This window comes from Kitasatospora sp. NPDC057500 (assembly GCF_042802195.1).
Classification (GTDB): Bacteria; Actinomycetota; Actinomycetes; order Streptomycetales; family Streptomycetaceae; genus Kitasatospora.
This window is the reverse complement of record NZ_JBHVER010000127.1, coordinates 1-24,010: the sequence shown is the minus strand read 5'-3', so window position 1 is coordinate 24,010 and position 24,010 is coordinate 1. Positions and strand designations below refer to the sequence as shown.

The window sequence follows — 24,010 nt, the reverse complement described above, 5'->3', positions numbered from 1 at the left end:
CGCCGTGAGGGCGGGCGGTCCGGCGCAGCTGCGCCGGACCGCCCCGGCGCCGCACCACACGGGCGGGCGGGTGCGGCGTCCTGCCGCAGACGGGTACCCAGCGTGGCGGCGAAGTCCTCGGCGCGGGAGAGCTGGACGCGCAGCTGCTCCACCCGCTCGACCGCGGCCCGCTCATAGCCTCGGACGCGCTCCAGCAGGGCCTCGCGCTCACCGGCGTCGCTCGCGGTCCCGTTGTCGAGGCGGTCGGTGGCGTCCAGCAGGTCGCGCATCTGCTCCAGGGTGAAGCCGAGTGGCTTCATGCGGCGGATCACCATCAGGCGGGCCACGTCGGTCTCGGTGTAGAGGCGGAAGCCGCCCTGGGAGCGGGCGGAGGGGACGACGAGGCCGGTCTCCTCGTAGTGCCGGATGGTGCGCAGCGACAGTTCGGTTCGCGCGGCGACCTCGCCGATCTGCATGTGCCTGCCGTCCATGCCCCTGACCCCGTCCTTCTGCCGTCGCGGAGGCGCGATCCACCCCATCCGATCCCTACCCTAACGTTAGGGTAGGGTTTCTCCCGGTCCGGGTGGACCGTCCGCTGCCCCTCCGCAGCCGTGCCGGGGCCGACGACGCCCCCGGCGAGGACCCGATTCCCGCAGGTTCCGGCCCCGGCACGTCCCGGGCCACGGCGGGGTGCCGTCCGGACCCCGCCCTCTCCTCTGCACGTCCAGCCCCCGTGGCAGGGGCGCGCCCCGAGTACGACAGGCTCCCTCCTTGTCCTCTTCCGCTGTGTCCACGGCCGCGCGCCCGGGTGGCCTCAAGCCCGACTGGCTGTCCGACCCGAAGGTCTGGCGCACCGAGGTGCTGGCCGGTCTGGTGGTCGCCCTCGCGCTGATCCCCGAGGCGATCTCGTTCTCGGTCATCGCCGGGGTCGAGCCGGCGATCGGCCTGTTCGCGTCCTTCACCATGGCGGTCACCATCGCCGTCGTCGGTGGGCGCCGCGCGATGATCTCCGCCGCCACCGGCGCGGTCGCGCTGGTGATCGGCCCGCTGAACCGGGAGCACGGCCTCGGCCATCTCGTGGCCGCGGTGATCCTGGCCGGAGTGTTCCAGATCGTGCTGGGCGCGCTCGGGGTGGCGAAGCTGCTGCGGTTCGTGCCGCGCAGCGTCATGGTCGGGTTCGTCAACTCGCTGGCGATCCTGGTCTTCATGGCGCAGATCCCCGAGATGAGCCGTGTGCCGTGGGCGGTGTACCCGCTGATCGCGGCCGGTCTGGCGCTGATGGTGTTCTTCCCGAAGGTCACCACCGTGGTCCCGGCGCCGCTGGTGTCCATCGCCGTCCTGACGGTGATCACGCTCGGCGCGGGCATCGCGGTCCCGACCGTGGGCGACAAGGGCGCACTGCCCTCGTCGCTGCCCGTCCCGGGCCTGCCGGACGTGCCCTTCACCCTGGACACGCTGAAAACCATCGCTCCGTACGCGCTCGCCATGGCACTGGTCGGGCTGATGGAGTCGCTGATGACGGCCAAACTGGTCGACGAGATCACCGACACCCGCTCGAACAAGACCCGCGAGTCGATCGGCCAGGGCATCGCCAACATCGTCACCGGTCTCCTCGGCGGCATGGGCGGGTGCGCGATGATCGGACAGACCATGATCAACGTGAAGGTGTCCGGTGCCCGCACCCGCCTGTCCACGTTCCTGGCCGGCGCGTTCCTGATGGTGCTGTGCATCGTCTTCGGCCCCGTCGTCTCCGACATCCCCATGGCCGCGCTCGTCGCCGTCATGGTGATGGTGTCCTTCGCGACGTTCGACTGGCACTCGATCGCCCCCGGGACCCTGAGGCGGATGCCGGCCGGGGAGATCGCCGTCATGGTGATCACGGTCGGCTGCGTGGTCGCCACCCACAACCTCGCCATCGGGGTCGTCGTCGGCTCGATCACCGCCATGGTGGTCTTCGCCAGGCGCGTCGCCCACCTCGCCGCTGTCACCTCCGTCACCGACCCCGAGGGCGGCCGGGTGGTCTACTCGGTGACCGGCGAGCTGTTCTTCGCCTCCAGCAACGACCTCGTCGGACAGTTCGACTACGCGGGCGACCCCGACAGCGTCCTGATCGACCTCAGCCGGGCGCACATCTGGGACGCTTCCTCCGTCGCCGCCCTCGACGCCATCGAGACCAAGTACGCCCGGCGTGGCAAGACCGTGAAGATCACCGGACTCAACGCTCCGAGCGCCGACCTCCACGACCGGCTCTCCGGAGAGCTCACAGCCGGCCCCTGACGGCCTGCCCGGGCGGATCGGAAGGACCTCGGCAGTCGCGCCGAGGCCCTTCTCCGCACGGCGCCGGCTCGTCCGGCGACGCGAGCCCGCCCGCGGGTCCCGGCCGTCGGAACACCGGCGGCAGCGGGGCCGCCGGCCGCTCCTCCAGCCGTGCGCCACCGGCAGGCCACCGTCGAGTACACTGAAAAATGATCGATCATTGCTCAACTGATGAGCGGAGGAGAGTCGAGTGGCACTTCCCACGGCGCCGGGCGCCCCGCTGGAGCGGGCCCCCCTGCACGAGCACGTGCGCGCCTTCATCCTCGAAGGCCTGGTGGCCGGCCGCTGGGAGCCCGGGGACCGCATCGTCGAGCGGCGGATCGCGGTCGAACTGGGCACCAGCCAGGCGCCGGTCCGCGAGGCGCTGCGCGAGCTGGAGGCCATGGAGCTCGTGACGTCCAGCCCCAACAAGGGCGCGCGTGTCCAGGAGCTGACGGTCGGCCAGCTCCGGGACGTGTACGTCGTGCGCGCCGCCCTGGAGCGCCGCGCCGTCATGCTCGCCGCCCCCCGGCTCGCCGGGAACACCGCCGCACTGGAGGGGCACCTGCTCGCGATGCGCCGTGCGGCCGCCGAGGGCGACGCCGACGGCCAGGCCCTGCACGGCGTGGCCTTCCACCGCGCCATCGTCCACGCCTGCGGGAACCCCGTCCTCGTCCGGCACTGGGACGGGCTGGGCGTGGAGGTGTGGACCCGCCTCTCGCTGCGGTGGCTGCGCACGGAACTGCACGACAACGCGGAGGACCACGAGGAGATCGCCGAGGGCCTGCTCCGCGGCGACCCGCACCTGGGGCGCCTCATGGAACGGCACGTCATGGACTACGCGGCCGCACCGAAGAGCGCCTGACACCGGAGACCGCCCCCGCGGCCCGTCTCCAACGCTTCCCCTCAGAAGACGACGCTATCCATACACACCAGTAAAATTTTACCGATCATTGAGCACTACGGGCCAGGTAGTCACCAAGCCGACCGTCCCGAAGACCTCGCTTCCGGCCGGCCCGCACCACGGAAGGGCGAACCCCATGTCCCCGCACCACCAGCTCGACCAGTTGCCCGAACCCGACCCGCAGGAGGTCGCCGAATGGCTCGCCTCCGTGGACGGTGCGGTCGGCGCCGTCGGGCCCCGGCGCACCGCGCGACTGCTCCGACGCGTCGTCGATCACGCGCGCCGATCCGGTGTGCCACTGCCGCCGCCGTCCGTCACCCCGTACCTCAACACCATCCCGACCGCCGCCGAACCCGCCTACCCCGGCGACGAAGCCGTGGAAGCGCGGATCACGGCGTGGAACCGGTGGAACGCCGCCGCGATGGTCACCCGCGGCAACGAACGCGCCGGCCTGGGCGGGCACATGGCCACCTACGCGTCGGCCGCCTGGCTCTACGAAGTCGGCTTCCAGCACTTCTTCAAGGGCAAGGAGGCCGACGGCAGCGGCGACCAGATCTACGTCCAGGGCCACGCCTCCCCCGGCATATACGCCCGGGCCTTCCTCGAAGGACGCCTGGGCGAAGCCGAGCTGGACCGCTTCCGGATGGAAGCGGGCGGCGGCGGCCTGCCTTCCTACCCGCACCCGCGGCGGCTGCCCTGGCTGTGGGAGTTCCCGACCGTCTCCATGGGCCTCGGCCCGCTCTCGGCGATCTACCAGGCCCGCTTCAACCGCTACCTGCACCACCGCGGGATCAAGGACACCGGCCGCAGCCACGTCTGGGCGTTCCTGGGCGACGGCGAGATGGACGAGCCGGAGGCCACGGCCGCACTCCCGCTCGCCGCCCGCGAGGAGCTCGACAACCTCACCTTCGTCGTCAACTGCAACCTCCAGCGCCTCGACGGCCCGGTCCGCGGCAACTTCAAGATCATGCAGGAGCTGGAGGCCCAGTTCCGCGCGGCCGGCTGGAACGTCGTCAAGGTGCCCTGGGGCGTGGACTGGGACGGCCTGCTCGCCGCCGACGCCGACGGGCTGCTCCTCGACGCCCTGGAGACCCTGCCCGACGGGCAGTTGCAGACCTTCGCCGCCCGCGACGGCGGGTACGTCCGCGAGCGCCTGTTCACCGGCGCGCTCGCCGCGCTCGCCCGCCCCTACACGGACGAGCACCTCGCCCGGATCGTCGGCACCTCGCGCGGCGGACACGAGCCGCGCAAGATCCACGCCGCCTACCGGGCCGCACTGGAGCACCGCGGGGCCCCCACCGTCGTGATGGTCCAGACGGTCAAGGGCTGGACGCTCGGCCCCGGCTTCGAGTCCCGCAACGCCAACCACCAGATGAAGAAGCTCTCCGGCAAGGAGTTCCGCGCCATGCGCGACCTCCTCGAACTCCCGATCCCCGACGCCCGGCTGGGCGAGGACCTGGTGCCGTACGCACATCCGGGGCCCGGCTCCGAGGAGGTCGCCTACCTCATGGAGCGCCGCCGCGCGCTCGGCGGTCCGGCCCCGGCCCGCCGGGTCGTCGCCCGGCCGCTCCCCGCCCCCGCGGACAAGCCGTTCGCGGCGCTCGCCAAGGGCTCGGGCACCCAGCCGGTCGCCACCACCACCGCCTTCGTCCGCCTCGTCAAGGACCTGATGCGGGAGAAGGAGACCGGCCCGCGCTGGGTGCCGGTCGTACCGGACGAAGCGCGCACCTTCGGCATGGAGTCGCTGTTCCCCTCCGCCGGGATCTACTCCCCCAAGGGGCAGACGTACGAGCCCGTGGACCGCGACCAGCTCCTGTACTACCGGGAGTCCACCGACGGCCAGATCCTCAACGAGGGCATCACGGAGGCCGGTTCGCTCGCCTCCTTCACCGCCGCCGCGACCTCGTACGCGACGCACGGCGAACCGATGATCCCCTTCTACATCTTCTACTCGATGTTCGGCTGGCAGCGCACCGCCGACCAGTTCTGGGCGCTCGCCGACCAGTTGGGCCGGGGCTTCGTCGTCGGCGCCACCGCCGGACGCACCACCATGACCGGCGAGGGCCTCCAGCACGCCGACGGCCACTCGCACCTCATCGCCTCCACCAACCCCGCCTGCCTCCCCTACGATCCCGCCTTCGCCTACGAGATCGGCGTGATCGTCCGCGAGGGGCTGCGGCGCATGCACGGCGAGGCCGCCGAGGACGTCTTCTACTACCTGACCGTCTACAACGAGACCAAGGTCCAGCCGCCGATGCCGCAGGCGCAGGGAGTCGAGGAAGGCATCCTGCGCGGCCTGTACCGCTACCGGCCCGCCCCCGAGGCCGCCGCGGACGCTCCGCGGCTGCAACTCCTCGCCTCCGGCACCGCGATCCACTGGATCCTGCGGGCCCAGGAACTGCTCACCGCCGACTGGAACGTCGCCGCCGACGTCTGGTCGGCCCCCTCCTGGACGCTGCTGCGCCGCGATGCCATGGAGGCCGAGGCCCGGGGCCGCACTCCCTACGTCACCGAGGCGCTGGCCGGCGCGCCGGGGCCGGTCGTCGCCGTGTCGGACTGGATGCGCGCCGTTCCGGACCAGATCGCCCCCTGGGTCCCGCAGCAGTGGACCTCCCTGGGCACCGACGGCTTCGGCCTCTCCGACAGCCGGGACAACGTACGCCGCCACTTCGGCGTCGACGCCGAGTCCATCGTCGTGCACGCCCTGCGCACCCTTGCCGCCCGCGGCGAGGTCAAGCCGGACGCGCCCGAACTCGCCGCCCGGCGCTACGGCCTGACGGGACGGGACTGATCCCCGGCGCCCCGGGCCGGCCCCGCCCCCGGCCCTGAACTCCGGGCCGGGCGGCGAGGCCCGCCGACGCCGGACGGCCCGCCGACGCGGATGCTCCGGGCTGCGGGGCTGCGGGGCTCCGGGACTCCGGGACTCCGGGCCGCGCGGGGATACTCCCTCACCGGCTTATTGAAAATGACAACGAGTGCAGATACGTTTCTCTCCGGTACCGGCCGCACGACTCCGCCCGACCACGAGGGGACCACGTGGCGTATCCGCCGACTGTCGAGAGCGTGCGGGTCGGCTCCATGAGCCACCTGCCGCCCGGGACGACCGCCGAGGGAGGCCGCCGTTCGGCCTCCCCCGGCCGCGGCCCTGACCCCGGCAGCCCGCCCGCGCCGGAGGCCGCCCGGTGAGGACCCTCCGTTCCGTCCGCTCGTTCCCGTTGCCCCTGCGGCTGCTGCTGGTCAACCAGTTCGGCGTCAACACCGGCTTCTACCTCCTGGTGCCGTACCTCGCGACCCACCTCGGGCAGGACCTGGGCCTGTCGGCCGTGGCGGTCGGGGTCGTCCTCGGGGCGCGCAACCTCAGCCAGCAGGGCCTGTTCCTCATCGGAGGCTCCGCCGCCGACCGGCTCGGTGCGCGCGGAGTGATCATCGCCGGCTGCGGGCTGCGGACCGTCGGGTTCGCGCTGTTCGCGCTCGGCGACGGGATCGCGGTACTGATCGCCGCCTCGGTGCTCAGCGGGCTCGCCGGTGCGCTGTTCAATCCGGCCGTCCGCACGTACGTCGCCCAGGAGGCGGGTGCGCGCAGGGCCGAGGCGTTCGCGCTGTTCAACGTCTTCGCGACCGCGGGCGCCCTGGCCGGGCCGCTGCTCGGCTCCGCCCTGCTGCTGGTCGACTTCCGGGCGGCCGCACTCACCGCGGCCGGGATCTTCGCCCTGCTGACGGCCGCCCAGGCCGTGGCGCTGCCCGGCCGGCCGGCCCGGCCGACGCCCACCCCGGTCCTCGGCGACTGGCGGGAGGCGGTCACCGATCGCCGGTTCCTCGCCTTCTCCCTCGCCCTGGTCGGCCTGTACGTCCTGGAGAGCCAGCTCTACCTGCTGCTGCCCGACGCCGCGCGGCGCGCCACCGGCTGGGAGGGCGCGGCGAGCGTGCTCTTCCTCACCAGCACCCTCGCCAACCTGGCCCTCCAACTACGGATCACCCGAAGGCTCCAGCGCACCGGGAACCGCGGCCGGTGGATAGCCGTGGGGACGCTGTCGACCGGTCTGGCGTTCCTGCTGCCGCTCGCCGCCGACGGCCTCCCCGTCCTGCTGCTCACGGTGCTGGGGCTGCAGCTCGGCAGGATGGTGGCGGGTCCGTTCGTGCTGGAGCTGATCCCCGCCTTCGGCCGCGGCGAGTTGACCGGCACCTACTACGGCGTGTTCCACATGGTCTCGGGCCTGGCCGCCGCCCTCGGCAACGCGGCGGTGGGGTGGGCGATGGAGCACGCCCGCTGGTCGGCCTGGCTGCTCTGCGCCGCGCTCGGCCTGCTCTGCGCCGCCGCGGTCGCCCTCCTCCAGCGCGCAGCCCTCCTGCCCGCACCCGGAACCGGGCCCGCCGCCACCGCCACCGGCACCGGCACCGCACCCGGCCCCGGCCCCGGCCCCGGGGAGCCGAGCACCGTCCGGTGACGGTGCCCGCCGAACGACCTCGACGCCGTCCTCAACCGCCCTCGCCCTCACCCGCCCTCACCCGCACCCTCACCCGCAGCGGCCGACGCCGGCCGCCTCCACCCGGTCGCCCGACCCACCGAGGAGAGCATTCGTGAACCGCTTCCACCGCAGGCAGTTCCTGCTGACCGGCGGCGCCGCCGCACTCGCCCTGACCACCGCCGGCTGCGCCGCCGACGCGGACCCGCCGAACGCTTCCGACTCCGCCGCCCCGAGGCAGGGCGGGCGGCTGCGCGCCGCCTTCGCCGGGGGAGGCACCAACGAGACCCTCGACCCCCACCTCGCCAACCTCTTCGTCGACGCCGCCCGCGCGAAGGCGCTCTTCGACAAGCTCGCCGACTACGGCGCCGACCTCTCCGCCGTACCCCGCCTCGCCGAGAGCTGGGAGCCCAGCGCCACCCTGGACACCTGGACCGTGCGGCTCCGCGAGGCCGTCTTCCACGACGGCCGCCCGGTCACCGCCGACGACGTCCTGTTCAGCTACCGCCGCATCGCCGACCCGGCGCGCGCCTTCCGCGCCAAGGCCTCCCTGGAGCCGATCGACCTCGCCGCCAGCCGCGCCGCCGATCCGGCCACCGTCGTGTTCCGCCTCAACCGGCCGTACGCCGAATTCCCCAACGTACTGGCCGCGTTCGGCGCCTACATCGTGCCGAACGGCACCGAGGACTTCACCGCTCCGGTCGGCTCGGGCCCGTTCCGCTTCACCTCCTTCAAGCCGGGCAGCTCGCTGCTCCTCGGGCGCCACCCCGGCTACTGGGAAGGCGCACCGCACCTGGCGGAGCTCGAATTCCTGGTCGCCAACGAGGAGTCGGCCCGCGTCAGCGCCCTGCTCGGCGGACAGGCCGAGTACGCCCACGAGCTGAACCCGGCCACCGCCCGCGCCCACGAAGGCCGGAAGCGGATCGAGATCGTCCGGCTGCGCAACAGCACCATGCAGGGCTTCGTGATGAAGACCGACCGGCCGCCGTTCGACGACAAGCGGGTGCGCCAGGCGTTCTTCCTCATCGCCGACCGGAAGGAACTGGTCGACGGGGCGCTGTCCGGCGCGGGCGAGATCGGCAACGACCTGTTCGGCAAGGGCTTCCAGTACTACCCGGCGAGCCTGCCGCAGCGCACCCGGGACCTGGAGAGGGCCAGGGCCCTGCTGCGCGAGGCCGGTGCCGAGAACCTCAGGGTCACCCTGGACACCTCGCCGGTCGCGACCGGCTTCGTCGAGGCCGCGGGCATCTTCAAGGAGCAGGCCGCCACGGCCGGTGTCACGGTCGAGGTCAGGGTCGGCAACAAGGACACCTACTGGAAGGACATCCTGGACGGCGGCACCCTCGCCTCCTACCGCTCGGGCGTCATGCCGATCGAGTCGCACATCTCGCAGCGACTGCTCACCAAGTCCACCACCAACGCCACGCACTGGAGACGGCCCGACTTCGACGAGCTCTACACGCAGGCTCAGTCCACCCTCGATCCCGCCACCCGCACCGCGCTCTACGAACGGATGCAGCGTCGCCTGTACGAGGAGGGCGGGTTCCTGATCTGGGGTTTCGCCGACTGGATCATCGCCACGGCGCCCACCGTTCGGGGCGTCGCCGAGGACGCTCCCGCGAACACCCTCGACTGGGCCCGGTTCGACAAGGTCTGGCTGGCATGACGCCGCTGCGGTCCTGGGCCGGCCGCCGGCTGCTCCTCGGGGCGGGGCAGCTGGCGGCCGTCCCCGCGCTGGTGTTCGTCCTCACCGAGGCGCTCCCCGGCGACGCGGCGGACGCCCTGGCCGGCGACGACCCCGACCCGCGGCGGATCGCCGTGATCCGCGCCGCCATGCACCTGGACCGGCCCGCCGCCGAGCGCTTCCTCGACTGGTGCCTGCGCCTGCTCCACGGCGACCTGGGCACCTCGCTGGTCAGCGGCCGTCCGGTCACCACCTACCTGGCCGGCGGCCTGGCCCCCACCCTGCTGCTCGCCGCCCTCACCCTCGTGCTGCTGGTGCCCCTCTCGGTCGCCCTCGGCGTACTCGCCTCCCGCCGGGAGGGCGGAGCACTCGACCGGCTGATCAGCTCGACGACGCTGGCCGTGTACGCGGTTCCGGAGTTCGCCCTCGGCGTGCTGCTCACCACGGTGTTCGCGCTGAGGCTCGGCTGGCTGCCGCCGACCGCGATCGGCGGGCTCCGGCACCAGCCGGCCGTCCTGGTGCTGCCGGTCGCCGTGCTGCTCGCCCGCCCGGTCTGCTCGATCAGCCGACTGGTGCGGGCCGGCATGATCGAGGCGCTGGCGGCACCCCATGTGGCGCAGGCCCGCCGCTACGGGCTGTCCGAGGCCCGGATCCGGTGGGCGCACGCGCTGCCCAACGCGGTCGCCCCGGCCGCGCAGCAGCTCGCCCGCACCTGTGACTGGCTGCTGTGCGGGGTGATCGTGGTCGAGGCACTGTTCGTGGTTCCCGGCCTGGGCACCGTGCTGCTCGACGCGGTCGCGGCCCGCGACGTGCCGGTGGTCCAGGGGCTCGCGGTGGTCTTCGGCGCGGCCACCGTCGTGCTCAACCTCGGCGCCGACCTGACCGCCCGCCGCCTCGCACCCCGCTCGGAGGTCGCCGCGTGAGACCACGGTTCCTCCTCGGCGCGGCCCTGATCGCCGTCCCGCTGCTGCTGGCCCTGCTGGGGCCGCTGTTCGCCGGCCCGCCCGGGCCGCGCGGAGTGTCGTTCACCCCGGGCCAGGGCCATTGGCTCGGCACCGACTTCACCGGCCGGGACGTCTGGCGCCAGATACTGCTGGGTGGCCGCTCGGTCGTCCTGGTGGCGCTCGCCGCGACCGCGCTCACCTACGCCGTCGCGATCCCCCTGGGACTGGCCGCGGCGCTCACCCGGCGGGGCTGGCTGGAGGAGCTGCTGATGCGTCCGCTGGACGTGCTGATCGCGGTGCCGTCGCTCGTCCTGGTGCTGATCACCGCCGCGGTGCTGTCCCCCGGGCCGGTCGGCCTGAGCGCGCTCGTGGCGCTGGTCGGCGTCCCGGACGCCGCCCGGGTGGTCCACGCCGGAGCGGTGGAGGTCGCGGCCCGCCCTGCCGTGGAGGCGATGCGTCTGCACGGCGAGTCGTGGGCGCGGATCGCCCTGCTCTACACCGTCCGCGCCATGCGTCGCACGCTCGCCGCCGACACCGGCACCCGGCTGGTCGGAGCGCTCTACCTGGTCAGCACCGTCGCCTTCCTGGGCGTCGGTGTGCAGCCGGACGCGAGCGACTGGGCGGTGATGGTCGACCGCAACCGGCCCGGCCTCGACCTCCAGCCGCTCGCCGTTGTCGTCCCCGCCGCGCTGATCGCCGGCCTCGCCATGGGCGCCAACCTGCTGCTCGACGCCGCCCTCCAGCGGGGCGGGAAGGGAACGCCGCGATGACCGGACCGGTGGTCGAAGTGGACGGCCTGCGGATCGAGGTCACCGGCCGCACCCTGGTGGACGGCGTGAGCCTGCGCGTCCACCCGGGCCGCGTGACGGCCCTGCTCGGCGCGTCGGGCAGCGGAAAGACCACGACCGGCCTCGCCCTGCTCGGCGAGTACCCCGAAGGCGCCGTGGTCACCGGCCGGGTCCACGCCCCCGGCGGCGCGGTCGGCTACGTCCCGCAGCACCCGGCCGCCGCGCTCAACCCCGCCCGCCGGGTCGGCGCGCTCCTGCGCGACATCGCCCGGCTGCGCGGCGGCGGCACCGCCGAGGTGTGCGAGGCCCTGCGCCGCGCACAGCTCGACGCCCCCGAGGAGGTGCTGCGCCGCTATCCCCACCAGCTGTCCGGTGGACAGCAGCAGCGGGTCGTCCTGGCCCAGGCGCTGCTGCTCGGCGCCCGGGCCATCGTCGCCGACGAGCCGACCACGGGCCAGGACACGTCGACGAAGCGCCGGATCGTCGACGAGCTGTCCGCCGTGGTGCGGCAAGGCATCGGCCTGCTGCTGCTCAGCCATGACCTGGACGTGGTGGCGGAGTTGGCCGACGACGTCGTGGTCCTGCGGGCCGGTCGCCCGGTCGCCTCCGGGCCCGCGTCCCAGGTACTGGCCGGCTCCCGGCCACGCCTGCCGGCCACCGCCCCGCCGCCCGGGACACGACCCGCCGCGGCGCCCGCGCGCCCCGTCCTGGGCGTCGAATCGCTCGACGCCACCCATCCCGGCGGCGTCGAGGTGCTGAACGGCGTGGACATCGAGGTCGGCGCCGGTGAGTGCCTGGCGCTGATCGGCCGTTCCGGCAGCGGGAAGACCACGCTCGGCCGCTGCGTCGCGGGCCTGCACCGCACGTACCGGGGCGTGGTCGCCCTCGACGGCCGGCCGCTCGCACGCAGCCTGCGCGACCGCTCGCGGGGCGAACTCGCCGCCGTGCAGTACGTGTTCCAGGACGCCCAGGCCTCGTTCGACGAGTACCGTCCGGTGGGGGACCAGGTGGCGCGGGCCGCCGTCCGCCTGCGCGGGGCGGGCCGCGACGAGGCCGGCCGCGTCGCCCTGCGGCTGCTGGCGGAGCTCGGACTCCCCCGGGCCCTGGCCGCTCGGCGGCCCGCCGGCCTCTCCGGTGGCGAGCTGCAACGCGCCGCCCTGGCCCGCGCGTTGGCGGGAGATCCCCGGGTGCTGGTGTGCGACGAGATCACGTCCGGACTGGACGCGCGCAGCCGCCACGCCGTGCTCGGCCTGCTGGCCGGGCTGCGTGAACGGACCGACCTGGCACTCGTGGTGATCACGCACGACCTCGCCGCCGCCGAGGCGGTCGCGGACCGGATCGCCGTGCTGCACGACGGGCGGATCGTCGAGCACGGGGCGACGGCCGAGGTACTCGGCGCTCCGCGCCACGACCTCACCCGCGACCTGCTGCGCTCCGCCGGGCGGGGCACCCGCCGCAGCCGGGACCGCCCGGGCCGGTGACGGGGCGGGTCGGTGACGGGGCGGGTCGGTGACGGACCTGGGTCGGGCACGCCCAGCCCAGGTCCGAGCCCCACTCCCGCCGCCGGGGCCGTCGAGGGCTGCGCCGAGCGCGCCGGGACCCGCGCCGAGCGCCGGTCCGACCACGCGCCCGCGGCCATGGCGCACAGCCCGGGGAGCCGACCCCGGCAGGTGGCCGGGCGGCCCGGACGGCTGCCGCCGCCGCGCCGTTCCCGCATCAGTCCCGGCGGTCGCCCGTTCGCCGGCCGCCGGGAGTGCGGTGCGGACCCAGTTCGCCCAGTGCGGCGTGGAGTTGGTCGGGGGTGAGGGCGGGTTCGGGCAGCGGCGACGTGGCCGGCGCGGCGCGCAGGCCGTCGACGAGCAGGGCGAGGGGGCGGCGCCAGGATTCGGCGGACGCCGCCGCCGTCAGCGCCGGGACCGCGCGGCCGAGAGCGGCCAGGAGGAACAGGACGTCCTCCACGGTGGCATCGGGCCGGACGCTGCCCTCCGCCCGCCCGCGTTCCAGCAGCAGTTCCAGCGTCCGCCGGTTGTGCGCGTGCACGGAGTCCAGGGACTCGACGCCCTGGAGGCGCGTGGTCATGAGGTCGTTGGTGCCGCGATCGGCGGCCAGCACCGTGAAGACCGCGTCCAGGTAGCCCGTCAGTGCCACCCAGGCGTCCGGGGCCGTGCGGGCCCGTTCGCCGACCGCCATCGTGTCGGCGAGCGGATCGCGGAACACCGCGTCGACGAGCGCGGCGCGGGTGGGGAAGTGGCGGTAGAGCGTGGCGTTCCCCACGCCCGCCCTCCGGGCGATGACATCGAGCGGCGCTTCGAGCCCCTGCTCGCCGAACACCTCGTGGGCCGCCTCGACGAGCAACTCCCGGTTGCGCCGCGCATCGCGCCGCGACGGGGGCGGCGCGCCCTGTTCACCGGTGGCCATCTCGTCCTCCGTCGTACCGCTCGACCGAAAGCGGGGAGCATTCCCCGTTCGGGATGCTATCGTCCCGGCAGGAAACGGGGACTGCTCCCCGTTTCCTGCCGTCCCTATGGCACCGGGAGGCGGACCGTGGACGGAACAGCACCGGTGCCGACGGACCCGCCCCCGCAGCACACCACCGGAGACCCCTGTGAAGCAGGCGCCCACCTTGCAGGAACTGGCCCCCGAGGGCCACGACCTGGCGGCCGACCCCTTCCCGCTCTACGCGCAGTTGCGCGCGAAGGGCCCCGTCCACCGCATCCACGTACCGGAGAGCGGGGACTGCTGGCTCGTCGTGACCCGGGACGCGGCACGACAGGCCCTCGCCGATCCCCGGTTGCGCAACGACATCACGCACTCCTCGTCATGGCGCACGGACGGCGGTCACGCCATCGGCCGCAACATGCTCCAGAGCGACCCGCCGCAGCACACGCGCCTGCGCCGGCTGGTCGCGGGCCACTTCGCTCCGGCCCGCGTCTCCGCCCTGCGCCCGCAGATCGAGGCCATCGCCGACGGCCTGCTCGCGGCGCTGCCGGAACGCGGAACCGTCGACCTGGTGCACCGGTACGCACTCCCGCTGCCCGTCGCGGTGATCTGCGCGCTCCTGGGCGTACCGGAGGCGGACCGCACCCCGTTCCACGCGTGGTCCAACGAACTGGTCATGCCGTCGTCGCCGGAGGCGGCAGCGGCGGCCTCGGCGGAACTTGCCTCGTACCTCTCCGACTTGACGGCGAGGGCCGACCTGCTCGGCGGAGCGGCCCAGGGAGCGGACAGCACGCTGCTCGGCGACCTGGCGGCGGCGCGACGCGCGGCGGGCGGACCGGGACGGCAGGCGGGGAGCCTCACCCGCGAGGAACTCCTCGGGATGGTGTTCCTCCTCCTCGTCGCCGGCCACGAGACGACGGTCAACCTGATCTCCGCCACCGTGCACGGTCTGCTCGCCCATCCGGCCCAACTCGCCCTGCTGCGAGCCGATCCCGCGCTCCTCCCCGGTGCCGTGGAGGAGTCGCTGCGGTACTACACCCCGGTCCACGCCTCCGCGTTCCGATTCGCGGCCGAATCACTCGACCTGGCCGGAACACCCGTCGCGGCGGGCGACGCGGTCCTGGTCTCCCTCGCCGCGGCGTCCCGCGACCCGCTCCCCTTCCCCGCACCCGACCGCTTCGACATCCGCCGCCAGGGCCCCAGCCACCTGGGCTTCGGCCACGGACTGCACCACTGCCTCGGCGCCCCACTGGCCCGCGCGGAGACCACCGTCGCGCTGCGCCGCCTCCTCGGACGTCATACCGAGATCGACTTCGCCGCGGACCCCGCCCGGCTGACCTGGCGGACGAGCACGCTGCTGCGGGGCCTCGCGGAACTGCCGGTGCGCCTGGGGTGACCGCCGATGGCCGCAGGCCAGGACACCGTGGCAGCCTGTCCGCCGCACGGGGGGACGGGGCCGGGGCGGGTCAGCACCCGATCCTCGAACCGTCCACGGCGGCCTCGGCGGAGATCCGGAAGGTCCCGTCAGCCTCCGCTCCCTGCACGAACGTTATCGTCAGCGTCTCCCAGCCCGGCTCCGCCTTCCTCGTGAAACACGTCCGCACGACCGACGGCCCGGGCTTCGGCCCTCCTCTTCGCCAGCCCAGCCCGGAGAGCTCTCCCTCGTAGAACCTGATCAGGTCCTCGCGGTTCCCGCCGTACGTGCGGACACGACTGCTGTACAGCCAGGGGCCCGCGGAATCGTCGCCGACGCACTCGGCCGCAGTCGCCGACTCCTCGACCTGCCGCGATCCGGGCGGCAGCACGGCGAAGGCGTCCAGCTCGTCGAGCGCGGCCAGGCGGGCGTCCTGGCCCGCGCACCGGTCGACGCCGTCGCCCGGGAGCGGCCCCGACGCGGCCACCAGCAGGACCCCGGCCGCCAGGGCGAGAACGGCGACCGCCATCGCCAGGCGGGTCGCCATTCGCATGCGTCGGACATCCGTCACGGGCTCTCCCTGCCGTCCTGGTCAGCGCCGCTCGAACGGAGGGACGGCCGCCCGACGATCCGCCCCGCCCCCGCCGTGCGGGCCGGCTCCCTCCCGGGGTCGGATGAACCCGAGTTCGTAGGCGGCGATCACGGCCTGGGCCCGGTCGCGGACCTTCAGCTTGGTGAAGAGGCGGTTGATGTGGGTCTTGACGGTGTGCTCGGTGACGGTCAGCTCCTGTGCGATGCCGCTGTTGGAGAGACCGCGGGCGATGAGGACCAGGACTTCGGCCTCGCGTGAAGTCAGGTCCGTGGCGTCCGGCACCGGGGCCCGGGCGGCCCGGTGCCGGTTGACGTCGTCGATCAGCCGCCGGGTGATGTCCGGCGCCAGGACGGCCTTGCCCGCGGCGACCACCCTGACGGCGTGGACCAGTTCGGGGAACGTGGCGTCCTTGAGGAGGAACCCTCCCGCCCCGGCGGCCAACGCGTCGTAGACGTACTCGTCGAGGCCGAAGGTGGTGAGCACGAGGATCCTGGTGCGGTTGGCCGGCTCGGCGAGGATCGCCCGGGTCGCCCGGATGCCGTCCATGCCGGGCATCCGGATGTCCAGCAGGGCGACGTCGGGCCGGTGCTCCCGGACGAGCCGGACGGCGTCCTCGCCGTCGGCGCCCTCGCCCACCACCTCGATGTCCTCCTGGGTGGCCAACAGGTTGACCAGGCCCGCCCGCACCACCGTCTGGTCGTCCACCACGATCGCCCGAATCGCCGACACCCGCTCCCCTTCCGCCACCCGCTCCGTTCCAGCCGATTATGGCGGGGTGACCGCGTTGCCGTGCACCGGAGCCAGCGGGAAGCCGGCGTCGATGCGGAACGCCCCGTCGGGCTCCCGGGTCCAGGTCAGGCTCCCGCCCAGCAGCACGGCACGCTCCCGCATGCCGTCGAGGCCGTGGCCCCGGGGGTGCTGCGGGCCGCTCCCGGCCGGGCGAACGGCAGCGGACGGCGGCACGCTCGCGAACCGGCCGTTCCCCGGGGCCCCGTTCGAGATCCGCAGGGCGACCCGGTCGGCGCCGTAGCCGAGTTCGATCCTGACCCCGGTACCCGGCGCGTGCCGCCGGGCGTTGGTCAGCGCCTCCTGGACGATCCGGTAGACGTGGAGTTCGAACGCGGCCGTCAGGCCCGGCCGGTGACCGGACGTGTGCAGCTCGACCTCGCCGCAGGCCGCGCGGTGCCGCTCCAGCAGCGAGTCCAGGGAGTCGAGCGTGGGCTGCGGAGCGGTCCCCACCGGTTCCCGCGTCCCGTCGCTCCGGCGCAGGATCCCCACCAGGCCGCGGAGTTCGGACAGGGCGGACCGGGCGGACCGGGCGATCTCCTGGAAGCCCTCCTGCGCCTGGGGAGTCAGCCCGGGAATGCTGTACGTGGAGCTCTCCGCCTGCACGGCGATCACGGACACCGAATGCGCGACGATGTCGTGCAGTTCGCGTGCGATCTCCGTGCGGGCCGCCACCGCGGCCTGATGGCGCTCCATGCGTATCAGGTGCTCATGGGCGAGCCGGCGGTCGCGCCGGTGGAGCTCACGGCCCCGTGCCGCGTCCGCCAGGACGACGGTCGCCACGATCGCGAAGGAGAGCAGCACCGACTCGGCGAAGTACGACAGGGCGCCCTGCGATCCGAGGATCGGCTCGGCGCCGCCCAGGTCGTACGCGCCGAGCCGGATGTGCCCCCAGTTGACCAGCACGGCCCCGGCAACCGCGGCGCCGGTCAGCAGCAGGGGGTGCAGGACGCGCTGCCGGGCCGCCGCGTACAGGCTGATCAGGCCGGCGACCGCCACCGAGAGCAGGAGTTCGGGGCGGAAGAGGAAGTTGAGCAGGAACGCCGCCATCGGGACGAGCGCGAGCCGGGGACACGCACGGCGCCACGGCAGCGGGGCCACCGCGCACACGGCGGTGGCCAGCACCGTCACGGAGGTGATGCCGGACGCCGCGATCTCGACGGCCGCGATCACCACGGGCACCGCCCCCGTGACGTAGGGGAACCCGGCCGAACGGCTCCAGGCCGAGAGGTGGCCGAACGCGGCACGCCAGACGGAACTCATGCCCCGATTCTGCGGGAAGGGACGGTGGTCGTCGTCAACCGACGGGTTGGCCCGGGGATCCCGCGTCACACCACGGGTTGACGCCCGGGACCGCAGCCCGGGTTGACGATTCCGGCCGCCCGGATCCCGAGACTGGTGCGCAGATCCCGACCGAGGAGGCTGGGCCGGTTGAGCACATCGAGCCTGCTGACGCACCGCACTGATCCCGCCACCACCACGACCGCCGTGGCCGCCACCGGTCCGCGGCCGGCACGCCGTCTGCTGCCCCTCGCCGTCTGGACGGTGTGCGCGCTCTTCTCCGCGGGGCTGGGCCTGGTGTCGGCCCTCGGCCCGCACCGGGTGTGGGGCGCGACCGCGGCCGCGGGGTACCTGGCGGCCGCGCTGCTCGGCGGGTTCGGGCGGGGGGCGTGGCCGCGCCGGGCGGTCCGGGTGGCCGCGGCCGGGTCCGTCCTGGTCCCACTGGTCCTCCTGGCCCTGCTCGGCAAGGGGCAACTGGAGGTCGACGTCGTCCAGCGCTCGGGTGAGCGGCTGCTGGCGACGGGCGTCCCCTACCCCGACCGGCCCGCCGCCCTGGCGGACTACAACCCGTACCTGCCCGGGATGGCGCTCTTCGGCCTCCCGCACGCGCTGCTGGGCGACGTGGTCGCCGGCGATGCGCGCTGGTGGTTCGCGCTGTCCTTCCTCGTGGTCGTCGCCCTGTCCGCCCGCGTCGCCACGGGGCGCCGCGCAGGCACGGGGCTGTCGGCGCTCGCCGCCTTCCCCGCCGTCGCCCTCCCGCTCGCCGTCGGCGGGGTCGACCTTCCGGTGAGCGCGCTGATGTGCCTGGCACTCGCGCTGTCCGGGGCCGGGCGGCCGGGCGCCACCGGACTGGCGCTGGGGGCGGCGGCAGCCCTGAAGTGGACGGCCTGGCCGCTCGTCCCGGTCGCGCTCGTGCTGCTCGCGACGGTCCGGGGACGCAGGGCGGTGCTGCGAGCCGCCGCGGTCGCCGCCGCGGTCGCCGCCATCGTGGTGGCCCCGTCCGTACTGGCGGCTCCGGCGGCCTTCGCGGAACACACCGTCCTGTTCCCCGCCGGTGCGGGCGCCACCGCCTCTCCCGCGGACAGCCCGCTGCCGGGCCGGCTGCTGGCGGCGCACGTGCCCGGGGGACGCGTGCTCGCCCTCATCCTGCTCGCCCTGGCCGCCGCCGGAGTCGGCGCCTCGCTGCTGACCCGCCCGCCGCGGACCGTCACCGCCGCTTCCGACCGGCTGGCCCTCGGGCTGGCCCTCGCCGTCTGCCTGGCCCCGGCGACCCGGTTCGGCTACCTCGCGGTGCCGTTCGTCCTGGTCGGCTGGGTCCGTCTCCTCGACTGCCGGACCGTCAGGACCGGCAGCCACCACCTGTTCACCGTCGTCCACCGGAGGCCCGAACCATGCCGCGCACACTCGTCGTCACCAATGACTTCCCGCCCCGGCAGGGAGGGATCGAGACCTTCGTCCACGCGATGACGACCCGCTTCGACCCGGACGGAGTCGTCGTCCACACCTCCTCCGCCCCGGGCGCCGCAGCCTTCGACGCCACGCTCCCGTTCCCCGTGGTGCGCGACCCGGCCCGCACCCTGCTGCCGACCCGGCGGGTGACCGCCCGCGCGGTCGGGCTGGCCCGCCGGTACGGCTGCGACAGCGTCTGGTTCGGCGCCGCAGCACCCTTGGGGCTCATGGGCTCCGCGCTGCGGCACCAGGCCGGCGTCCGCCGGATCGTCGCGACGACCCACGGCCACGAGGTCTGGTGGGCCCGCACGCCGGGGGCCCGGGCGCTGCTCGCCCGGATCGGCGACCGGGTGGACACCGTCACCTACCTGGGCGCCTACACCGGGGAACGGATCGCCGCGGCGCTCGGAGCGAGCGCCGCCGGCCGGATGGAGCGGCTGGCGCCGGGTGTCGACGCCACGGTCTTCGGGCGCGGTTCGGGAGCGGAACAGGTGCGCGAGCGGCACGGCCTGGGCGACTGCCCCGTCATCCTCTGCGCGGCACGGTTGGTCCCCCGCAAGGGGCAGGACACCCTGGTGGAGGCGATGCCCCGCCTCCTGGACCGGCACCCCGAAGCGAAACTGCTCCTGGTGGGCGCGGGACCGTACGGGCGGAACCTGCGGAAGCTGGCGGCTCGGCGGGGTGTGGGCGGCTCGGTCGTCTTCGCGGGTGGCCGTCCGCACCACGAGATGCCTCCCTACTACGCCGCCGCGGACGTGTTCGCCATGCCCTGCCGGACGAGGCGGGCGGGCCTTGAGGTGGAGGGGCTCGGGATCGTCTTCCTGGAGGCGGCAGCGGCGGGTCTGCCGGTGCTGGTCGGGGATTCCGGCGGTGCCCCGGACGCCGTGCTCGACGGGGAGACGGGCCACGTCGTGGACGGCCGGCGGCCGGACCTGCTGGCGGACCGGCTCTCGGAACTGCTGGCCGATCCGGAGGCCGCGCGGGAGATGGGGCGCAGGGGGCGGGCGTGGGTGGGCGGGAGGTGGTGCTGGGACGACGCGTTCGACCGGCTCGCCGGGCTCCTGGGCGCGACGCCGCACCCCCGGAGCCGGCGGGAGGACCGGACGCTTCGGTGAGGGCGGCCGCCTCCCCGACCGGGCCCGGGTCCAGGACGCCGACGGCCGTGCCCCGGTGTCGGAGCCTCAGATCCAGCCCTCCTCCCAGGCGCGGCGGGCCGCTTCGTGGCGGGTGCGGACGCCGAGTTTGGTGATGGCGCAGGAGAGGTAGTTGCGGACGGTGCCGGGAGCGAGGTGGTGCTGTTCGGCGAACGCGCCGGTGGCGAGGCCCTGGTGGACGGCGCGCAGGACGTCGAGTTCCCGGGCGGTCAGGGGACAGGGGCTCTCGGTGAGGGCGTGGGTGGCGAGGCGGTGGTCGATGTAGCGTCCGCCGCCGTGGACCTCGCGCAGGATGGCGGCCAGCCGGGTGGCGGGCGTGGTCTTGGGGACGAAGCCCTGGACACCCGCGGCCAGCGCGCGTCGCAGCACGCCGGGCCGGGCGTGGCGGGTGACGAGGACGGTGGGGACGGGGCGGTGGCGGCGGATGGCCCGGGCGGCGGCGATGCCGTCGAGGTGGGGCATCTCCAGGTCCAGCAGGGCGATGTCGATCGGGTGGCGGCTCGCGGCCTCGACCGCCGCGGCACCGTCCTGGGCCTGCGCGGTGACGGTCAGGTCGGGTTCGAGGCCCAGGAGTGCGGCGAGGGCTCCGCGGGTGAGGTCCTCGTCGTCGGCGAGCAGGATGCGGATCACGCGGGGCTCTCCCGGTGGGTGTGGCCGGCCCGTTCGAACTGGCCGCCGGGGTGGGTGGCGATGAGAATGTACCCGCCGATGGCGTGGAAGCGTTCCTGCAGTCCGGCCAGGCCGCTGCCGGTCTCCGCGGGGCTCGACGAGGCGGGGCTCGACGGGGCGGCGCTCGACGGGGCGCCGTCGTTGCACAGCACGACCCGGGCCCGGCCCTCGGCGGCGGTGACGGTGATCCGGCAGTGCCGTGCACGGCTGTGGCGGAGGATGTTGGTGACGCCCTCGCGGACCAGGGCGGCGTAGGCCGGCTGGAGCTGGTGGGGGATGCACGCGGCGTCGCCGTCGACGGTGGTGCGGATCCCGGCGGCCTCCAGGATCCCCGCGGCGTTGGCCAGTTCGGTGGCCAGACTGGCGCTCCGGTAGCCGTGGACCACGGCCCGCGACTCCTCCAGTGCGGCCCGGGCCAGCTCGGTGATCTCCCGCAGTTGCGCGCGCGCCTCGTGGTCGCTGCGGCCGATCAGCCGCTGGGTCAGCTCGCCCTTGAGCGTGATGGCCTGGAGCCGGTGGCCCTGGAGGTCGTGCAGGTCTGCGGCGAACCGCAGCCGCTCCTCCGCCACCGCCAGGGCGGCCGTGGTCTCCCGGACCTGCTCGGCCTCCCGCACCGCCCGCCACAGCCGGACCAGCACGAACTCCACCCCGGCGATGAACAGCACCATCCCCGCACCGGTCATCGCCCGCGCTGCGGGGAGCAGTTCGGGGCTCACGTGGCGCCACCGGGCGACCGCCTCCCCCAGCACCGCGCAGGCCAGCGCAACCGCTGCCAGCAGTCGGCGGCGCTCGCGGGCCGGCAAGGAGAGTGCCAGCGCCGCCGTCATGGCCCCGGGCACCATGGCCCAGTCGATCGCCGTGTACGGACGGTCCGCCATGTCGCCCCACACCACGATCGCCGCGACCAGCACCAGCAGGTTCCACCACCTCCTGGCAACGGAACCACGCCCGGGCCCCTGGCCCGCGGAGCCGCCCGGAACCGCCCGGCGGATGAGCCAGGTGTGCTGGACCGCGACGGCGACGAGCACCGGAGCCGCCAGCAGCCGACGCCCCGAGCTCAGATTGGCCAGGAGGTCGTACGCCGCCAGCAGCAGCCACAGGGGCCCCAGAGCGAGCAACGTCCAGGAGGTCAGGCGGCCGAGCCGCCCCGGCTCGACCGTCGCGGGCCCCACGGGTGAGGTGATCATGTCCGGCCAGCCTAGGGTCGGCACCGTCCGCTGTCTGTGCCCGAACCGGCCAAAGATCATGACAGTTGTCACGCGGCGGCCATGACACCGCCCGGCCGACCCGTGGCATCGGCCACTACCGGTGGCCGGTGTGCCACGACAAGACTCTCCACAGCGCCACCGGCCGTCCGACCTCGGTGTTCGCCCCCCGCTCGGGGGCGACGGGACCGGAAGGCCGCAGACGAACCGGCAAGCGGCCCCCGCACGCGCGGGCAGGCTGCCGCACCCCTCCGAACCCTCTGTGGAGACAGCATGCGCTCAACCCTCAGGCGTCTCGTGCCCGCCATCGTGCTCGCCGTGACCGGCCTGTTCCTCGTGCCCGGCGGCGCCTCCGCCGACACCCCCGCCACGGTCCTGTTCAACCAGTACTCCGAGCGCTGCCCGGACGCCCGGTGGGGACCGCAGGACATGCACCCCTGCGAGCCGTCCAACAACCCCGGCATGTGGGTGTTCAAGCCCGTCGCGGGCTATCCCGGGCGGTACACGGTCACCACCCCCAGCGTCGACGGCGACCGCTGTCTGACGCAAACCGACGGGCTGTCGGCCAGTGTGTGTCGCGCGGGGGCTCCCAACCAGGAGTGGGAGGTCACCCCGTTCGAGGCGGAACCGGCCCTCTACGGCATGATCGGGGTGCGGCTGAAGAACGTCTCCAGCGCGCTGTGCCTCGACAACTCGCGGAAGACCTTCGGCGGTTGGAAGATGGTCATGCGCGACTGCGACGGCGGCAGCTACCAGCAGTGGAACCTCTACAGCACCGCCTACGAAGCCATGTTCGGCCCGCGCGGCCGGCACGCCGGCATGACCTGGACCACCCTGGAGCAGCGCGCCGACAACGTGGTGCACGTCGGCTACGACGACGCCGCCAACAGCAACCCGTACAACGGTGACACCCCGTCGAGTGCCGTGCTGCCGCTGCTGTGCCTCAAGCACGACGGCCGCCCCGCCCCCGCCGGCGTCCCCACCAACGGCTACCACAGCTGGGCCGGCGGTGAGGTGAAGGCCACCGCGCCGCTGCCCGGCCACCAGCTCTCCAGCCGCGCCGCCGCCGACCAGAAGTGCGCCGACGGCTTCGGCGCCGGCTTCCGGATGGCCGAGTTCCACGACGGCTCCGGCTGGGGCCTGTGGGCCAACGGCACCCTGCCCGCCGGCACCCGCTTCTGGACCGCCATCGACGACCAGCCCGCCAACCCCTGGAGCTGACCACCACCCGCAGGCGGGTGCGGGGTGCCCTGACCGGCGCCCCGCACCCACTCGTCCCGTCTCCGGCCGAGCAGGTGGTCGAGGGCACTGCTGGTCATGCGTTCTTCTCCGCTTCGGGCCGATCGGCCGGGTCGGGCACATGCTCCCGCGCTTCGGCGATCGCGCCCTCTCCGGAGGTGGTGCTCAGACCGCGGTGGCGGCGATGGTGACGGGGATGCTGCCCCTGGTCGCCTTGGAGTAGGGGCAGGACCGGTGGGCGTCCTCGGCGAGGCTCTCGGCGGTGCGCTGGTCGACGCCGCCGACGCGGGGGGCCAGGGTGGCCCGGAGCGAGAACACGCCGCCGTCGCCGTGCTGGAGGGTGACCTCGGCGGTGACGGCGGTGCTGGTCGGCCTGATCCCGCGCCGGGCGGCGGCGTGGCGGAGGGCGCCGAGGAAGCAGGCGGCCCAGCCCGCGGCCAGGAGCTGTTCCGGGTTGGTGGCGTCGCCCGGTCCGCCCAGTTCCCGGGGGATGGACAGGCGGTGCCGGAGCAGGCCGTCGGCGGAGCGGACGGTGCCGCCGTCGCGGCCCTCGCCGGTGACTTCGACCGTGGCGGTGTAGTGGCCGGCCATGCGGTGCCTTCCCTTCGTACGGATCGGGGGGACGTGTGCTCGATCGCCCTGATCCTCTTCCCCGGCGCCGCCCCGTCGAGCCGGTACCGGACCCTGGCCACCCCCGGGCCCGGGTACCGGCCAGGGTCCGGTAC

General features: G+C 74.3%; 20 protein-coding genes. 12 read left to right on the top strand and 8 right to left on the bottom strand.

Annotated features, from left to right (window positions below; translation table 11 throughout):
• Positions 1-470, bottom strand: a 470-nt coding sequence (locus ACFU74_RS24495) for a MerR family transcriptional regulator (RefSeq protein WP_380760275.1), incomplete at its 3' end; no start/stop codon positions are given.
• Between the two features lie 295 nt (positions 471-765).
• Between ACFU74_RS24495 and ACFU74_RS24490 the strand changes: the two genes are divergently transcribed.
• The 8 genes from ACFU74_RS24490 (at position 766) to ACFU74_RS24455 (ending at position 12,538) form a co-directional block, all read left to right on the top strand.
• Positions 766-2,256, top strand: coding sequence for a SulP family inorganic anion transporter (locus ACFU74_RS24490; protein ID WP_380760277.1), 1,491 nt, complete (start codon positions 766-768; stop codon positions 2,254-2,256).
• Positions 2,257-2,485: 229 nt separating this feature from the next.
• Positions 2,486-3,139, top strand: coding sequence for a GntR family transcriptional regulator (locus tag ACFU74_RS24485; protein ID WP_380760273.1), 654 nt, complete (start codon positions 2,486-2,488; stop codon positions 3,137-3,139).
• Between the two features lie 175 nt (positions 3,140-3,314).
• On the top strand, positions 3,315-5,969 hold the full coding sequence (gene aceE, locus ACFU74_RS24480; RefSeq protein ID WP_380760271.1) for a pyruvate dehydrogenase (acetyl-transferring), homodimeric type: 2,655 nt from the start codon (positions 3,315-3,317) through the stop codon (positions 5,967-5,969).
• Between the two features lie 391 nt (positions 5,970-6,360).
• Positions 6,361-7,623: an MFS transporter gene (locus ACFU74_RS24475; RefSeq protein WP_380760268.1), complete on the top strand. Its 1,263-nt coding sequence runs from the start codon at positions 6,361-6,363 to the stop codon at positions 7,621-7,623.
• Between the two features lie 133 nt (positions 7,624-7,756).
• Positions 7,757-9,307: an ABC transporter substrate-binding protein gene (locus ACFU74_RS24470; RefSeq protein WP_380760266.1), complete on the top strand. Its 1,551-nt coding sequence runs from the start codon at positions 7,757-7,759 to the stop codon at positions 9,305-9,307.
• The gene (locus ACFU74_RS24465; RefSeq protein ID WP_380760264.1) at positions 9,304-10,248 is read left to right on the top strand and encodes an ABC transporter permease; all 945 of its coding nucleotides are present in this window, start codon (positions 9,304-9,306) and stop codon (positions 10,246-10,248) included. Before ACFU74_RS24470 ends, ACFU74_RS24465 begins: the two co-directional genes overlap by 4 nt.
• Positions 10,245-11,039, top strand: coding sequence for an ABC transporter permease (locus ACFU74_RS24460; RefSeq protein ID WP_380760262.1), 795 nt, complete (start codon positions 10,245-10,247; stop codon positions 11,037-11,039). The genes ACFU74_RS24465 and ACFU74_RS24460 overlap by 4 nt, the downstream gene beginning before the upstream one ends.
• Entirely contained in the window at positions 11,036-12,538 is a 1,503-nt protein-coding gene (locus tag ACFU74_RS24455) for an ABC transporter ATP-binding protein (RefSeq protein WP_380760260.1), read from the top strand. The genes ACFU74_RS24460 and ACFU74_RS24455 overlap by 4 nt, the downstream gene beginning before the upstream one ends.
• 235 nt (positions 12,539-12,773) lie before the next feature.
• On the opposite strand, the gene ACFU74_RS24450 is transcribed toward ACFU74_RS24455, so the two are convergent.
• Positions 12,774-13,475, bottom strand: a complete 702-nt coding sequence (locus ACFU74_RS24450; protein WP_380760258.1) for a TetR/AcrR family transcriptional regulator — start codon at positions 13,473-13,475, stop codon at positions 12,774-12,776.
• Between the two features lie 187 nt (positions 13,476-13,662).
• Here ACFU74_RS24450 and ACFU74_RS24445 point away from each other — a divergent pair, with 187 nt between their 5' ends.
• Positions 13,663-14,892: a cytochrome P450 gene (locus ACFU74_RS24445; RefSeq protein ID WP_380760256.1), complete on the top strand. Its 1,230-nt coding sequence runs from the start codon at positions 13,663-13,665 to the stop codon at positions 14,890-14,892.
• Between the two features lie 70 nt (positions 14,893-14,962).
• Here ACFU74_RS24445 and ACFU74_RS24440 read toward each other — a convergent pair whose 3' ends face one another.
• Genes ACFU74_RS24440 through ACFU74_RS24430 form a run of 3 tightly spaced genes read right to left on the bottom strand, consistent with a single transcriptional unit; the run spans position 14,963 to position 17,551 of the window.
• A complete protein-coding gene (locus ACFU74_RS24440) occupies positions 14,963-15,463 on the bottom strand; it encodes a hypothetical protein (RefSeq protein ID WP_380760254.1) in 501 nt (166 codons plus the stop codon).
• A 39-nt stretch (positions 15,464-15,502) separates the two neighbouring features.
• The gene (locus tag ACFU74_RS24435) at positions 15,503-16,231 is read right to left on the bottom strand and encodes a response regulator (protein ID WP_380760252.1); all 729 of its coding nucleotides are present in this window, start codon (positions 16,229-16,231) and stop codon (positions 15,503-15,505) included.
• Between the two features lie 36 nt (positions 16,232-16,267).
• Positions 16,268-17,551 (bottom strand): sensor histidine kinase, encoded by a 1,284-nt coding sequence (locus ACFU74_RS24430; protein ID WP_380760249.1) that lies wholly within the window; start codon positions 17,549-17,551, stop codon positions 16,268-16,270.
• A 168-nt stretch (positions 17,552-17,719) separates the two neighbouring features.
• Between ACFU74_RS24430 and ACFU74_RS24425 the strand changes: the two genes are divergently transcribed.
• Together ACFU74_RS24425 and ACFU74_RS24420 are read left to right on the top strand one after the other, a co-directional pair.
• Positions 17,720-19,036 (top strand): glycosyltransferase 87 family protein, encoded by a 1,317-nt coding sequence (locus ACFU74_RS24425; protein WP_380760247.1) that lies wholly within the window; start codon positions 17,720-17,722, stop codon positions 19,034-19,036.
• Positions 18,961-20,133, top strand: coding sequence for a glycosyltransferase family 4 protein (locus ACFU74_RS24420; protein WP_380760245.1), 1,173 nt, complete (start codon positions 18,961-18,963; stop codon positions 20,131-20,133). Before ACFU74_RS24425 ends, ACFU74_RS24420 begins: the two co-directional genes overlap by 76 nt.
• 66 nt (positions 20,134-20,199) lie before the next feature.
• On the opposite strand, the gene ACFU74_RS24415 is transcribed toward ACFU74_RS24420, so the two are convergent.
• Entirely contained in the window at positions 20,200-20,802 is a 603-nt protein-coding gene (locus tag ACFU74_RS24415; RefSeq protein WP_380760243.1) for a response regulator, read from the bottom strand.
• The gene (locus tag ACFU74_RS24410) at positions 20,799-22,028 is read right to left on the bottom strand and encodes a sensor histidine kinase (protein WP_380760241.1); all 1,230 of its coding nucleotides are present in this window, start codon (positions 22,026-22,028) and stop codon (positions 20,799-20,801) included. The genes ACFU74_RS24415 and ACFU74_RS24410 overlap by 4 nt, the downstream gene beginning before the upstream one ends.
• A 291-nt stretch (positions 22,029-22,319) precedes the next feature.
• Between ACFU74_RS24410 and ACFU74_RS24405 the strand changes: the two genes are divergently transcribed.
• Positions 22,320-23,267, top strand: a complete 948-nt coding sequence (locus ACFU74_RS24405) for a hypothetical protein (RefSeq protein ID WP_380760239.1) — start codon at positions 22,320-22,322, stop codon at positions 23,265-23,267.
• A 183-nt stretch (positions 23,268-23,450) separates the two neighbouring features.
• Here the strand turns inward: ACFU74_RS24405 and ACFU74_RS24400 are convergent, their stop codons facing one another.
• Positions 23,451-23,876, bottom strand: a complete 426-nt coding sequence (locus ACFU74_RS24400) for an Ohr family peroxiredoxin (RefSeq protein WP_380760237.1) — start codon at positions 23,874-23,876, stop codon at positions 23,451-23,453.
• Between the last annotated feature and the right edge of the window lie 134 nt (positions 23,877-24,010).

Excerpts from the sequence above, each read along its gene's own strand:
- aceE (WP_380760271.1), top strand. The coding sequence starts at position 3,315 with ATGTCCCCGCACCACCAGCTCGACCAGTTGCCCGAACCCGACCCGCAG.
- ACFU74_RS24465 (WP_380760264.1), top strand. The coding sequence starts at position 9,304 with ATGACGCCGCTGCGGTCCTGGGCCGGCCGCCGGCTGCTCCTCGGGGCG.
- ACFU74_RS24455 (WP_380760260.1), top strand. The coding sequence starts at position 11,036 with ATGACCGGACCGGTGGTCGAAGTGGACGGCCTGCGGATCGAGGTCACC.
- ACFU74_RS24450 (WP_380760258.1), bottom strand. The coding sequence starts at position 13,475 with ATGGCCACCGGTGAACAGGGCGCGCCGCCCCCGTCGCGGCGCGATGCG.
- ACFU74_RS24440 (WP_380760254.1), bottom strand. The coding sequence starts at position 15,463 with ATGCGAATGGCGACCCGCCTGGCGATGGCGGTCGCCGTTCTCGCCCTG.
- ACFU74_RS24430 (WP_380760249.1), bottom strand. The coding sequence starts at position 17,551 with ATGAGTTCCGTCTGGCGTGCCGCGTTCGGCCACCTCTCGGCCTGGAGC.
- ACFU74_RS24420 (WP_380760245.1), top strand. The coding sequence starts at position 18,961 with ATGCCGCGCACACTCGTCGTCACCAATGACTTCCCGCCCCGGCAGGGA.
- ACFU74_RS24410 (WP_380760241.1), bottom strand. The coding sequence starts at position 22,028 with ATGATCACCTCACCCGTGGGGCCCGCGACGGTCGAGCCGGGGCGGCTC.
- ACFU74_RS24405 (WP_380760239.1), top strand. The coding sequence starts at position 22,320 with ATGCGCTCAACCCTCAGGCGTCTCGTGCCCGCCATCGTGCTCGCCGTG.
- ACFU74_RS24400 (WP_380760237.1), bottom strand. The coding sequence starts at position 23,876 with ATGGCCGGCCACTACACCGCCACGGTCGAAGTCACCGGCGAGGGCCGC.